Below are 13,822 nucleotides of genomic sequence, written 5' to 3'. Positions count from 1 at the left end.
GTTGAACCAACAACTATACGCGAGGCTTTCTACCTTCAGATGATGGTTTGCTAGATGTTCTGCCGCTGCTGCGACGACGGTCATCACCGCTACGACGACCACCTTCTGAACGTCCTCCACGATAGTTGCCACCGCCGCTACGACGATCGCCATAACCACCACGGCGTGGACCACCACCGCGCTTATCATCGCCAAATGGACGGCGCTTTTTAGAACGAAGAGGTGCTTCTTCTGTTAAACGAACTGGAGTTACATCTGGCTCTTTTGTCAGCATTTTTAAAGCGGCTGCCACCAATGTAACGGAATCAGTTTCTTGAAGCAGAGTTTCTGCCAAGCCATGGTAATCACGGTAGTTTTCTTCCCCGATTACAGTCAACAGTTTCTCAACTGTAATGCGCTGTGCACCTTCAATAGCTTCCGTTAATGTTGGTACAGGACGACGACTCATTTTACGTTTTGTAACGTGTTCAATCATGCGCAAGTGATCTATCTCGCGAGATGTTACAAATGTAGTCGCAACCCCTGTCTTACCTGCACGACCTGTACGGCCAATACGGTGAACATAGCTCTCAGGGTCTTGTGGAATATCAAAGTTATACACGTGTGTAACACCGCTAATATCCAAACCGCGAGCAGCTACATCTGTTGCTACTAGAATGTCGATAGTACCTTCTTTAAATTGACGAAGAACGCTGTCACGCTTCGCTTGTGTCAAGTCACCATGGATACCTTCTGCAGAATAGCCACGCTTGTTCAAGGCCTCGCTTAATTCATCAACGCGACGCTTTGTACGACCAAACACGATAGCTAATTCTGGGGACTGAATATCTAATAAGCGAGTCATTACATCAAACTTCAATTTTTCCTGAACTTCCATGTATACTTGCTCAATGTTTGGAACCGTTACTTCTTTTGCTTTCACGGTAATTTTTTCTGGGTTTTTAAGGTAGCGCTGTGCCAAAGATTCGATTTGGCGTGGCATTGTTGCTGAGAACAACAACGTTTGACGCTCGTCTGGAATTTGCTCTAGAATGCTTTCGATTTCTTCAATGAAACCCATGTTTAGCATTTCATCAGCTTCATCCAATACCAAGGTTTGAATGTTTTGTAGTCGAATTGTACGACGGTTAATGTGGTCAATTAGACGTCCAGGAGTTGCTACGATAACGTGAGGGTTCTTTTTCAATGCGCGTATTTGACGCATGATATCCTGTCCACCATAGATTGGCAAGGTTTTAATACCTGTGTATTGACCTAGTTTGATCAATTCCTCAGATACCTGTACTGCAAGCTCACGAGTTGGAGCCAATACAATCCCTTGAATGTGGTTAGAGGAGGTATCAATTTTTTCAATCATTGGGATACCGAATGCTACGGTTTTCCCTGTTCCTGTTTGAGCCTGACCAATCAGGTCTCTTCCTGTTAATGCAACTGGAATCGTTAAAGCTTGGATTGGAGTCGCTTCTTCAAAACCCATGTTACTGATGGATCGAAGTACGGATGGACTCAATCCTAGTTCATTAAATGTAGCCAAATTTTTTCAATCTCCTTTATTTACGGATGAAATCCTTCATGCTTTATACACAATAAGTGCCGGAAAACGTAACATTTATAGTTTGCCACTTTATCGTGTATATAAGCCTCTAATATTTTATTTGCTTCTGATAAACCTATCAGTGGAATGATCGTCTGTAAGCACTCGTTTTTCACAAAAAAAAGCATTAAGCAGAATTCACACTTAATGCCTGCACATTCTCGTGTTTTATAAAAAAATGGCATTCATAAGGATGGAGCATCAAGTCCATCGCCATTGGTTACTCGCGAATTTCCCACGGATATAGGCGTTTCATCGCAACGTAATAACAATATCATGTCTTTTGATGAAAAGCAACTAATTACAACCAACGGAATCCCTTAAGAAACGCTTGATTAGATGGGCAAAATATACTTTACTACCATGATAAAATGGAGCGTGGTTCCTGCCATCACGAACAGATGAAATATCTCATGAAACCCAAACCGATTCGGGAAAAAATCAAATATCTTGGTTGCATAAATGATGGCCCCTATCGTATACATGACGCCACCAATAATAATGAGAGCGATTGCTCCAATCGGTAAATGATGGATTAATTGAACGAACGGAACGGCCGCAATCCAGCCTAGCGTCACATAAAAAGCTGTGGACACATAGCGAGGTGCATGAATATAAAAAATTTTCAGGAACATTCCGATTAACGCTAACACCCACACAGCAGCTAGCATACTCCATTTCCAGCCACCCGATAAACCATAGTAAAACACGGGCGTATACGAGCCTGCAATGAGGAAATAAATAGCAATGTGATCAAATTTCTTGAGCATCATTTCTTTTGCTGGCGTTGTTCTCACCCAATGATATAAGGAGCTTGCACCGTATAACAAGATGATGCTAACACCAAAAATGGTTAATGTGATCAGCTTGGAAACATTGTGACGGGACAAAACGATCAAAAACACAAGACCAACAATGCCAGCCAGGAACGTAATAAAATGCGTCCATGTATTCACTGGCTCTTTCATTTTCCAAAAACGCTTCATCTTACCTCTCTCCCTTCCTTACATATCGGACTTGCTTCATAATAAGCCCTATTGTATCACTCCATAACCATAACGAATAGAAATACTTTCATTTTTAACAAAACATTCATCTTGATTAATAAGATACTTCTTGCGATGTGCTTGCATTGATGTGGTTTTCCTTGCTATTGATGTACAATATTTGTAAATCAACGTTATTAGAGAAAGGAAGACGAAATATGGCTCAAACCTTTATGATACTAGGCGGCATAGGTGGTTTTTTATCTGTGGCGCTAGGAGCATTTGCAGCTCATGGCTTAAAAGGAAAGCTAAGCGATAACATGCTAGCCAATTTTCAAACCGGTGCACAATATCAAATGTATCATGCTTTCGCTTTAGTGATGACAGCCGTTTTGCTTAAAGTTTTAGGGACAAGTACACTGCTTACTGCTGCTGGATGGTTGTTTCTTGTGGGAATCGTTCTATTTTCAGGAAGCTTATACGCATTGAGTTTATCAGGCGTTCGTAAGCTAGGTGCTATCACCCCACTTGGTGGGCTGGCTTTTCTAGCAGGATGGGCTTGCCTATTTATTTATGGGATTACTTGGTCAGCATGATTGTTTTTTGATAAATAAAAAACTTGCAGATAATACCTATTTTTTGTATTATTTTTCCATGTATAATAATTTAGTTAAAGATAAACAGCGAATCAAAATTTTAAAAGCATTGGCGGATGAAACACGACTGCAGATCATTCGGGTTCTTTTCCAAAAAGAACAAGAGGCAAAGTGCGGGGAGGTAGGTGAACTTTGTCACATGTCAAAATCTAATGCCTCTTATCATTTTCGAACCTTACGAGAAGCTGGACTCATCCATATGCGAAATGAAGGTCAGTCTAAATTTTTGCGTATCAATCAAGAAACCTTTGAAAAATATTTACCCACATTCCTCGAAACCTTATAGAGTAAAAACATTATTGTCCATGCCACGCTAACTAACAAGAAAAAATATCGGCATACACGATAAAAAAAGCATACGAACCGGGCCATTTGATTCACTCCGATTCGTATGCTTGTCTCTATCCTTTTGCTCTACAATAGGTTAAGTTTTCCCATCATTCGTTTGATCATTACTGCACAATGGGCTCTGGTTGCATTTGCCTGTGGTTGTAAGTATCCAGATCTGACACCCTGGATGAGTCCAGCATAATAAGCCTCTGCTATATCTCGTTTTCCCCATGAAAGCCGGCCTAGATCATGAAATGCAGCATTAAATGTAGCTTGTTGACCGGTAGTAATCTTAACACGAAGTCCCCGTTTTTCGATCATGCGTTTCATAATAACTGCCATTTCCTGACGAGTAATTGTTTTATTTGGTTCAAACAAGCGATTTTGATAGCCAACAACATAACCTCGGCTCCTTGCTGTCTCAACAGCACCAGCATACCATGCGGAAGAAGAAACATCGTTAAAGCGTGACCCGCTTCCTTCTTGTTCTCCAAGCGCTCTTATTACCATCGCCACAAATTCAGCACGGGTAATTGGTTGTTCTGGTACAAATTGATTAGTAGACTGTCCATAGATTATGAGTCTGTTGGCTAACCATTCCACATCATAACGTGCCCAGTGTCCGTACATATCTCGAAATGTCTTTGTAAAGGCTGCGAGTGCAAAGGTCCCACTCAAACGCTTATCCCGTACTTTGACTCTAGTATCACCACGTACATATTCAAAATCAGCTGGTACATAAGTGAAACGATTCTTTTTTTCATCATAGTGGAGCAAGACCTTCGTGCTTGTATCTATTCTCCCATCTATGGTGAAAGTATAGCTATCTTTTTTATCAAAATGCATGACTCTTGAGATTACCCTGCCGCCCTCCTTTTCAACAGCTCTTATCATTTCACGTTGCCACTCTTTTTGATTCTCTTTGTCTTTACGAGAATCCGCTCTGGAATCAGAATCATCCTCGACGATTACTTTAACTCTATCCTCTTTATCTTTGTCATCAGTAACAACGTAGACATAGGTAGTTCCTTCTCGCTTTCCTTTTATTTCGGCTTTACCCTTCCCTCGGTCTTTTACAGTCGCAATCCGTTTGTTTTTACTTTTCCATTCGATGTTTTGATTAGACGCATCCTTAGGAGAAATAACGGCTCGAACCGTAACGGTATCACCTTTATCCAATCTAATTCTTGATTTATTGATTCGAATACTCTTAATCTTCACCTCTTTACTAAATACATCTCGCGGTACTTTTGCCGCGAAAACAGTTGGCTTATTTAGCTTTAGCGCTTCCACAATAACTGCCGCCGTATCCATGTTTGAAATTGGATTTTGATTGTTGCCCTGCTTTATGCTCGGTCCGGATGCTACCCATGTGAGGCTGTTAAACCTGCTCGACGAAGTGGGGGAATCAAAATCAGTGCCTTCATCCGTTACTAATAGAATTAAGGATTTATTTTTTTGCTTCTGTTTCTCTAGCGCTTTTAGTATAAGTCCTAAGTCCTGATCAACCCTTCGCACAGCGTCTACATACTGTGCCGAATAATAGCCATTTTGATTTGCCGCTAGCTTTGGACCTTGTAATTGTACAAACGTTAATCTATTTTTATTGTCTTGATGTAAAATGTACGATGCCGCTTGCTTGGCTACTTCTGCATCAGCTAGATCTTGACTACCAGCGTTCATGGTAATTTGGCTGACCTTTGCTAACTCTTCCTCCAAAATCCCTCGCCGTATATCTGCGTTAGCTGTAAAAACCCCGATATGAGCTCCCGGTCTTTCCTCGTGTAACCACCGAATTACAGAAGCATGTGGGCTATATGCTGTACGTAAATTCGTATCTACATTGCTACTAGTAATACCATGTTCCTTAGGGGGGACGCCAAGTAAAATGCTTGCCCAGTTCTCCGCGCTTTTTTGTTCAGCTACAGGCCTGGCGGTGTACGTATAAGACCCATTTTTAATCAAGCTATCAATATTTGGAGTAGCAATCTTCTTGTTAGCGTTACCAAGACCGCTGATACCAATCAACATGACATGTTCATACGAGGGTACATGTTTATACTGATCAAGCTGCTGTTGCACCACTTTTTTATCGCGACTATCAATCCTTCCATCTCCATTGACATCAGCGCTTTTGATTTTTTCCCAGGCAGGATCATTCTTATCTTTACCCATGTGTTTTTGGACATACGCTACATCCTCAGAGGTTAGCAGCCCATCTTGATTGACATCGGTATTCGCAAATACTTGCACTTCGCCAATATAGGCAGGGGAGGCTTTATCTATAAAAACATAAAAACGGGCCTTACCAGGAGAGTTTCCTTGGATTCGCAGTCGGTTATCAGCTTGTTTCGTGATAATGGCTACGTTTGCATTATCGCTTTTTACTGTAAAATCTAGCTCTGTAGTAGGAGCTACCAAAGTCACATCAACACAGTGATCTACGTGAATGCTAAGCCTTTCAGGTGTCAGGGAAAACTGTGATAAGAGCTTTTTTGCTTCTTTCAAGGAGATTGCATCAGTTGTGGAAGCATTACTCTTTGCGGGGAGTGATGGGGGTGTTGGTAAGGGCAAAGATGGTTTCTTAGATGGTTCCTTACGTGGTTCCTTGAATTTTACCTCAGATTCAGTGGGTTCCTTTTGGGATAAGACATCTGGTTTTTGTTGCCCTGCCTTTGACTTTGTGTTTGGTTCGTTAAATGGTTCTGGTTCTTGTTTTGTGCTCATGTGACTAATATCTTTGACTTCGGCGACCGGTACCATCGCCTGTGCCTTAGATGATGCCCCTACGTCTGTGTGTACGGTGGATAAAAATAGCACGAAGGCAGATCCAGCAGAAATCCATTTAAAAACGCTGTTAAACATGGTATCCTCCTTTTACTTTGTTGTTTCATCACATTTCATTAGAGATAGCGATACAACAGTATTTAACCTCAAAGGTTCTTAACCATGTTATGCGTTTACTGAAACAGATTATGCTTTTTCAAGTTTTATCCATACAAAAAGATAGCCGGAATAGCTATCTTTTTGTATGATGCGACTAACTATTTTGAATGTATATGACCTTCTATAAAAGGCTTAATGACTGAGCCGGTACCTGCTGGCGCAACCATCTCATCTCTTCACGTAAAACCTTAGCTGGGTTAGGACCAAACCATTCGATTGAAGCAAAATATTCTGTCTTCGCAATTACCTCAAGAATAGAGCTATAGTCTACTGCTCCGTATGCTAATGGAACAATCCCTTCCCTACTTCCACTCGGCGAGTAAACATTATTTGGCTGAAAGACTCCCAGATACTCCGTTGAAACAATATTTTTCAGATGATAATGGCGCACCCAAGGCTGTAGCTTTTCAAAGCTGTCTATCGGATCGGCACCAGATTCCCAGATATGCAAAAAGTCAAGGTTGATAGCAACCGCTGGATGGTTAATTTCCTCTAAGAGAGTCAGCGTAGAAGCGAGGTTATCCGTCAAGGTGTTGGGATGCGTCTCTAAGAGCAGTTCCATCCCATTTTCTCTACATAGCTCGCATAGCTCGCGCAGATACTTTACATATAATGTCCGTTCGCTTGCCGATACCTCAGCGCTTGCCTTTTGCCCAGCAAACGTCCGAATGCGATTGACCCCTAACCACTTTGCTAGGGAAATTAATCGTTTCCCTTTATCCAGTGTTTTGGAGAACGGTTGATGAGAAGATATATCTAAATAGTCGCTTAGCATCGATACCTGCATGTCATGATTTGTTAAAATACGAAGCTGTTCTTCGGCTTTTTCTCGATCTCCATCATACAGGTGCTGAGCATGAATCCCCCATAATTCAATACCATCAAAATCATGTCGCCTAGCAAAATCAACCATATCGGCAAAAGAGATTAGCTGATGGCGAAAAGAAATTGTACATAATGAAAATTTCATCAACCCTACCTCCATTCCTCTTCATTAAGAGTCACTGCTGCCCTATCCATCAATGTCCATTGTACAAACTGTCTCTCTAGCTCTTCTTTAATTTGCAGTTCAATCGCATCGGCTTCCTCTAGCGCCTCAATGATCGGAGGTAGAAGTGCTAGATTTTTCGTCATAGACATTTTTACCGCTAGATATTGCGCCGTAGTGAATGCTTGGACAACATCTTCAATCTGGTATGCTAATCGTAAAAATTCATCACGGGAATATTGGAGATAATCTTTAAAAAACATAAATGCATACTCGTAACTATATTTTCGAATCGCAATCACTTTCACCTGTTTCACAGCCGGTAATAGCATATCGAGGGTATATCCATTTCTCTCCTCTGCCATATCCGTGATCAGTTCTTTCAAACTACTTGTAAATTCATTATGATTTCGTTGAAAGGTGGTATGAAAATATTGCTCCGTTTTTTCATATGAGGGTGCTACGATATCCCTAGCATCAAATAAATAGCCGCCTCCGAATGGATTTTGCAGGAATGCTTCTATAACTGTTGCCTTTTTAACATTTCCTTCCCAGCGAAAATCTGGGTCAAACATAAACCATTCGTCTTCCTTCTCTGTCTTAGCGATCATCAGAAAATGAGGGAACGGTTTTAAGGCGAATTTATTATCGCGTTCAGGAATAAGCGACATATCTATCTGTACAAGCACAAACTGATGCTCGTTACGCGAATCAAGAAGCTCCAAAAAGGTTTGCAAATTACTTTCTTTATCTTTATCAGAATCGTACCATTCCTGTACGTTAGCATGAAAAAGGTGTTCAAATCCATTTATAATTGGTTCATGATTGTCTGTGTAGTAGGTTAGAACTCCGTCTTCCTTTTTAACAAAATCAGCATCCCAAACCCCAAAATAATAAGGGCGGTAATCCACATGGGTATAACGTTTGATCACTTCACAAAAGCAACTAATTAAGCAATGAACCTTAACCATGAAATCCCCCTGAGCTGTACGTATTGGTACAAAATCGTTAAAAATCTATTTCGCAGTAGTAGATAACGCATTAGAATCAACTGGCTGTAGCTGCTCAATAAAATCAAGCAACGATCCTACAGTAAGAAAAGTACGCGGGTCCAATTCTTTTGCTGGAACCATCAACTTCATCTCTTCCTCAATATAAACAATCAATTGAAGAAGCATGATTGAATCTATGAATAAATCCTCCTGTAATCGCATGGATTCATCTAGGCTGACGACATGCTTCAATTTTAGCTTCTTCGTAACGATTTCCTTCACTTGTTCCATTCTTTCCTCACGCTTCATGAACAGCTTCCTCCATTTCTAACAAGCGACGACTTACTTTACCATTCGGTGTTTTCGGAATCCTTTGTACACATCTAATTTCAAAAGGAACCTTGTAAGCTGGCAACCTCGGTAAGCACCATTCTCGAATGCTAGAAGGAGTGATACTCTCATCAGCCACAACCATCGTCTTGACTACCTCACCCATTACAGGATGCTGGCCTCTATAAACAACAGCCTCTTTAACACCGCTGAGCTTCAAAATCGTTTCCTCTACTTCCATAGGAAACACTTTTAATCCTGATACATTAATTACATCATCCATTCGGGCAACAAATTGAATTTGCCCTGCTTGCCAATACCCCAAATCCTGTGTATAGATCGTCTTATGATGGAGCGTAGCCGTAATCTCCGCTGGATTCTCCAATTCCATTCCTGCTGTAAGCGTCACATGTGAAAGGGGCTTCCCCAGATCAACATGAGAGGTCATCTGTTCACTGATACTTATACACCCGGACTCTGAGCAGCCATACTGTTGCATCATCGTATCAGTCATCCCCTGTAGCCTTGTAAACAATTGCTCCGGCATTGGAGCTCCAGAGACCATGATTCGATGAAAGCGAACGGCTTCATTGGTAAAGCTAGATAAGACGTGGAATAACAACGGCACTCCGTAAACGATGTGCTTTGGCGTCCTTTTAATAACCTCCCAAGCAAATTTGGGATTCTTATGAGTAACCACCAATGGCTTACTTCCTCGTTCCAAAGTAGCCAATACCCCGCAAATTAAGCCATAGGAATGGGTAACTGGCGCCATTACAATCGGGATTAATTCCTCGTATGCACCAAACACCTGATTATATGCCGACATTTCTACTCTGATTTCCTGCCAGCTACGCCTTACCAGCTTTGGTTGACCAGTCGTTCCTGAGCTGTATTGATAAACAGAAGGTTCCTGCTCTATCGCCCCTTCTTGCGGAACCAACACAAAGTTTTCGGGAACATGGTAGATAAGCCCGTAGCATTGGCCATCCACTGCCATTTGATAAGCTGTTTTCTCTGGCGTTTCTCCATGAATGAGCAGGACAGAACCACCATGATCACGTAAATAAAGGACAAGACTAATAATGTCTAAAGCATCGGACAAACATAAAGCGTATCGTTTTCCCTCTGGTTTTTGAAAATGAGGCATTCCTGAATAGCTTAGCAATCGAGAATCAAATTGATTTAAACCGATTTCATTGTCATTGATGATTAACATGGCTTATCACCTCCTACAGGAGTAGATCGCAAGCTTTCTCTAGCTTGATACAGGGCATTAGGCACCTGATGTACATGCATCACATTATCAGGATACAGACGTCGCTTAGTTAATTGCTCAGCCAGGATGCTTGGGACAAATAATTCAAAAAGCTCAAATCGTTCCTTGAGCTCAGGAAAACGATTTTGGTATTGCTCAATCATTTGAGCTAGAAGCATCCAGAATCTACTTTCAGCAAAATCATAATGTTCAGCCAACAAAAGCGCCAATTGACCTAAATTAATTAAGAATAGCGTTTCTAACGTCAAGTCTCGTACAAGCGAGGGATCGTCCATGTGAAACATGACATTAGGTTCAACCGTTGCATAAAATTCATGTACCTTGGCAAAATCAGGACATGCTTCCGGGTCGTTTAGATATGGCTTGCAGTAAATCAAGTCCTCATGAAAATCCTTTAATGCAACTCGAACTGGAACCCCGTTTCGATGGATCAGTATCATGTTTTGAGCGTGAGATTCCAGTGCAATTCCATGCTTGATTAGCAAATGAACAACTGGAAGCACACTTTTTTCAACCAATTGTCTCAGCCAATTCTCTATACCATGCTCTCGAATCCACGGATCAATAAACGGGACTCCATCTAACTCTTTGGCAGATAAAGCATTAAAGGGCACAGCTTCTTCATCAGGTTCCAAGTATTGATGTAAACTTTCTCTCCACATGCAACCGATCACACCAAACGTCACCATTTCAACCAAATCGGCTGGAGGGGGTGGATCATAGCAAACAGTCGCAAATTCCCCAAGCATAACTAGCTTCATCTCGTCTTTTAAAAATGGATCGGAATCTCGCATTCCCTTTAACCAACGAGAAATGAGCGGTGCACTAGCAAGTGAATGAGGGGTTAAGTGGCGAGCTGCGGACGTATTGACTACATTTATCGCCAGCTTCACATAAGGCTTAATTGGATTACTGCTGTTGGTAAAGGTTCGAATTGATTGCTGAGGCCGATAGCGATCGTTGGAGAACCCCAGCTCCACAATTCTTTTGGCATGCAAATCAGCCTGGAAAGCAGGAACGATATGTTTGCGCCACTGCCATGGATGCACTGGTACCATATCATACTCCTCAGGGTCGCATCCTTGTTGAACGAAAACCGAACGAAAAGCTTCTCTCTTCTCTGCTCCTACTTCATCTAAAAAAAACTGTTGAGTCTCCATATCCTCATCTATTTTTACATGGGCATACTGTTTATGTATGCCTAGCCATAATAGCTGCACTTCCTGTTTAAACTCTGGTCCATATGCATAATGGTCAAGGTAATCGAATCCTAGGCGGGATTTGTAGCTAGGATGATAGGGATGACCGTCCATCAGGTCCCCTTCCAGCTCGTCGTAGCCTTTTCCTCTTAACCACACTTTTCGTTCTGATCGACTGTACTGAGCTAATGTGTCTTTCAGTAGGGTTTGCTCCAACTCCTGAGCAAACGAGGCTAGCTTTTGCTCATTCACGTCTCTTTTACGGAATATTTCCATTAAAAAACGCGTAATCGACTCTGCCTCCTGCTCTGTCTTACCCACAACACGCATCAGCGGTTTAGATGGTAAAAGCCGAATCATTCCAAATGTAAAAGTCCGTCGCGCCCAGAATCGGTAAGCTACTGGTTGGTCGTGTTCATCCCATCCTGAGATAGTGATAGGTGTAAATGTCTCTTCTAGCTGTGTTTCAGGAGTTAAAATTCCTTCATAGATCATAGATTCGATGCATTGACGAAACACTCTTCTTCGCACCTTTATGTATTGTTCGGAGCGAATGGCTTGTCCAATGTTCACATCGCAGTCAGTTACTTGCATGACCAAAGCCTCCATTATCAACAAGTCATTTTTCATTTGGTTAACGTAGTGCCAGTTGGTTTACAGCTTCAAGCTCTATCTGACGCTCCCTTGCTTTTGCAAGCGGATTATCGATCTTAACAAAAATAGCAGAATTGCTCTCTTCACTTTCTAGTTCATCTACATCATGAAAACGAGTAAGTAGATTCGCCTTGCAAGCAAGCTTTTCAGAAGTCAGCAGGCTATGTAAAAATTGAGATGGTTCTCGATTTAATGGCAAAAATTCTTGTAACACACTACGCATCTCGTCTAATAACTGCTGTTCATCTATTAATCCCGCAGACCCAAAGCCGTTAATAAGCCCAAACATATGATTGAAAATTAAATAATAACGCAATCGCTCGTCCACTAAGCTGTCTTCGGTGACATTCTTGCTCATTTCACCAAGATTGGGAAAATTTCGTGATAACAATTCCTTCATTGACTGACAGTAATAATATCCTTGATTATCCCTGTAGTAAAATTGACTAGGGTACCCGTCTTGAAGCTTGACGATACTATTCTGCTGATGAGCTTCTAAGCCAATTCCCCACTTCAGATAAAGCCATACCATTGGCTTGAGTGAAATCTCAAGATAACGGCGGAACCACTCAAGACTTACCTCTGAAGGCGTCCGTCCCTCCTGTTTCGCAAGCTGTAAAATAATAACAGCCAGTCTACTCTTTTGTCCCGGTAATGGGTCTTGAATGAGAGCAGCGAGCACGGTAGCATTTTCAGCCGCACTACCCTGGAAGGGATTATGACGAAGGATAACCTCAAATCCTGATTCGTCCTGCTCGTCCAGCTTGAGTGTGATATAAGCTGGATCGTGTATAAAAGCAAACCCCGGAAATTGTTTGCTCATCTCCTCTTCAAATATATCCAGTACCTTTTTTGCTTCCACACCGCTTTCTAGCTCTGCTCGTTTGTTAACACGTAAGGAATTAGTCACCTTAACAGGGATAGAAAGCTTTATCATAAAGCTCTTATCCGGATGGTAAACCGTTCGCAATGAAGAAGTAGCTTGATAACATTCACCTAGAAGACCTAGATTATGCAACAGCCCACACTTGATGTACTTTTGAACAGAGTGCTGATCCAGCATCCATTCTGCCTGTAGAGGATGCAGAGGGATAAGTGAGTAATCTTCATTTTTTGCATATTGCCTAATCCCATCTTGCTCTAGCACTTCCTGCCCCAGCTCTGCTTTGATAATCTCAGTAGCAGACTGCTTAAGTCCTGATCCTTCTAAGACTAAGGAGTGATGTGCTGCAAAATAATGTAGAGGAAAAGCTCCTTTTTGTTCTGGCGAAAAAACAGCCTGCTTTGTATCAGGAATGCCTTGCCGACTCTTTGGTGTAGGATGGAAAAGGTGTCCAAAGAGTAAAGCTTGCTCAGCCGTAATGAAATCCATTTCAAAGCCATATAGCTCTTCTCTGTCGTCATAGCGAGCCGCTAAGTATCTCTCCATATTTTGGCAGCTTTGAATAACTCGCAATACCAGTTCGTCTGGTACTGCCTTCGTTCCATGCTGTAACGACAATTCCTTAACCAATAATACGGTCATCGTGACATAATCAGCTTCAACTGCTGGAGCCTCTTCTCTACTTTGATAAAAGGCTGGATAGTCAAATTGATGCCTTCCTGTCGGAGATTGATAGCTGGCCTTGACGTATAAATCCATTTTCTGAGACACCAACGGCACATGAAGATATTTCTCTCCATTTGTCGTCACCCATCTACCGTTTCCTGTTTCCCGGAGATAGCAGTTCAGAAAGCTTTGCATAGCTGCGTGTTCGGCAATATCTTTAACATGCTTCATATTGCAACTCCTTTTGCTTGCTACGCTTTTTTTACCAAAAAAGTAGATATTTAGATTTTTTAATAAAAATTGATAGTGCTCACCTATA

11 protein-coding genes are annotated in these 13,822 nt (G+C 41.7%); 2 read left to right on the top strand and 9 right to left on the bottom strand.

Features of this window, described 5'->3' with window-relative positions; translation table 11 throughout:
• Positions 1-13: 13 nt before the first annotated feature.
• Positions 14-1,534 (bottom strand): degradosome RNA helicase CshA, encoded by a 1,521-nt coding sequence (gene cshA, locus O0550_RS00805; protein ID WP_003339161.1) that lies wholly within the window; start codon positions 1,532-1,534, stop codon positions 14-16.
• A gap of 395 nt (positions 1,535-1,929) precedes the next feature.
• A complete protein-coding gene (gene trhA, locus O0550_RS00800; protein WP_003335279.1) occupies positions 1,930-2,580 on the bottom strand; it encodes a PAQR family membrane homeostasis protein TrhA in 651 nt (216 codons plus the stop codon).
• A 218-nt stretch (positions 2,581-2,798) separates the two neighbouring features.
• Between trhA and O0550_RS00795 the strand changes: the two genes are divergently transcribed.
• Positions 2,799-3,176, top strand: coding sequence for a DUF423 domain-containing protein (locus tag O0550_RS00795; protein WP_035317873.1), 378 nt, complete (start codon positions 2,799-2,801; stop codon positions 3,174-3,176).
• Positions 3,177-3,234: 58 nt separating this feature from the next.
• A complete protein-coding gene (locus O0550_RS00790; protein ID WP_003339164.1) occupies positions 3,235-3,522 on the top strand; it encodes an ArsR/SmtB family transcription factor in 288 nt (95 codons plus the stop codon).
• 128 nt (positions 3,523-3,650) lie between these two features.
• Here the strand turns inward: O0550_RS00790 and O0550_RS00785 are convergent, their stop codons facing one another.
• From O0550_RS00785 to O0550_RS00755, 7 genes are all read right to left on the bottom strand, one after another.
• On the bottom strand, positions 3,651-6,431 hold the full coding sequence (locus O0550_RS00785; RefSeq protein ID WP_258425454.1) for an S-layer homology domain-containing protein: 2,781 nt from the start codon (positions 6,429-6,431) through the stop codon (positions 3,651-3,653).
• A 202-nt stretch (positions 6,432-6,633) separates the two neighbouring features.
• Positions 6,634-7,482, bottom strand: coding sequence for a sugar phosphate isomerase/epimerase family protein (locus tag O0550_RS00780; protein ID WP_096886649.1), 849 nt, complete (start codon positions 7,480-7,482; stop codon positions 6,634-6,636).
• 5 nt (positions 7,483-7,487) lie between these two features.
• The gene (locus O0550_RS00775; RefSeq protein WP_258425453.1) at positions 7,488-8,471 is read right to left on the bottom strand and encodes a DUF6005 family protein; all 984 of its coding nucleotides are present in this window, start codon (positions 8,469-8,471) and stop codon (positions 7,488-7,490) included.
• A gap of 45 nt (positions 8,472-8,516) precedes the next feature.
• Positions 8,517-8,801, bottom strand: a complete 285-nt coding sequence (asbD, locus tag O0550_RS00770) for a petrobactin biosynthesis protein AsbD (RefSeq protein WP_101667503.1) — start codon at positions 8,799-8,801, stop codon at positions 8,517-8,519.
• Positions 8,791-10,041: an AMP-binding protein gene (locus tag O0550_RS00765; protein ID WP_258425452.1), complete on the bottom strand. Its 1,251-nt coding sequence runs from the start codon at positions 10,039-10,041 to the stop codon at positions 8,791-8,793. Before O0550_RS00765 ends, asbD begins: the two co-directional genes overlap by 11 nt.
• A complete protein-coding gene (locus tag O0550_RS00760; RefSeq protein WP_258425451.1) occupies positions 10,035-11,894 on the bottom strand; it encodes an IucA/IucC family protein in 1,860 nt (619 codons plus the stop codon). The genes O0550_RS00765 and O0550_RS00760 overlap by 7 nt, the downstream gene beginning before the upstream one ends.
• A gap of 40 nt (positions 11,895-11,934) precedes the next feature.
• Positions 11,935-13,734: an IucA/IucC family protein gene (locus O0550_RS00755; protein WP_258425450.1), complete on the bottom strand. Its 1,800-nt coding sequence runs from the start codon at positions 13,732-13,734 to the stop codon at positions 11,935-11,937.
• Between the last annotated feature and the right edge of the window lie 88 nt (positions 13,735-13,822).

The organism is Brevibacillus halotolerans, from assembly GCF_026891775.1.
Lineage (GTDB): Bacteria > Bacillota > Bacilli > Brevibacillales > Brevibacillaceae > Brevibacillus_B > Brevibacillus_B halotolerans.
This window is presented reverse-complemented; position numbering and strand designations above follow the sequence as displayed.

Coding starts and splice junctions, on each gene's coding strand:
- trhA (WP_003335279.1), bottom strand. CDS start 2,580: ATGAAGCGTTTTTGGAAAATGAAAGAGCCAGTGAATACATGGACGCAT.
- O0550_RS00755 (WP_258425450.1), bottom strand. CDS start 13,734: ATGAAGCATGTTAAAGATATTGCCGAACACGCAGCTATGCAAAGCTTT.
- O0550_RS00775 (WP_258425453.1), bottom strand. CDS start 8,471: ATGGTTAAGGTTCATTGCTTAATTAGTTGCTTTTGTGAAGTGATCAAA.
- asbD (WP_101667503.1), bottom strand. CDS start 8,801: ATGAAGCGTGAGGAAAGAATGGAACAAGTGAAGGAAATCGTTACGAAG.
- O0550_RS00765 (WP_258425452.1), bottom strand. CDS start 10,041: ATGTTAATCATCAATGACAATGAAATCGGTTTAAATCAATTTGATTCT.
- O0550_RS00760 (WP_258425451.1), bottom strand. CDS start 11,894: ATGCAAGTAACTGACTGCGATGTGAACATTGGACAAGCCATTCGCTCC.
- O0550_RS00780 (WP_096886649.1), bottom strand. CDS start 7,482: ATGAAATTTTCATTATGTACAATTTCTTTTCGCCATCAGCTAATCTCT.
- O0550_RS00785 (WP_258425454.1), bottom strand. CDS start 6,431: ATGTTTAACAGCGTTTTTAAATGGATTTCTGCTGGATCTGCCTTCGTG.
- O0550_RS00790 (WP_003339164.1), top strand. CDS start 3,235: ATGTATAATAATTTAGTTAAAGATAAACAGCGAATCAAAATTTTAAAA.
- O0550_RS00795 (WP_035317873.1), top strand. CDS start 2,799: ATGGCTCAAACCTTTATGATACTAGGCGGCATAGGTGGTTTTTTATCT.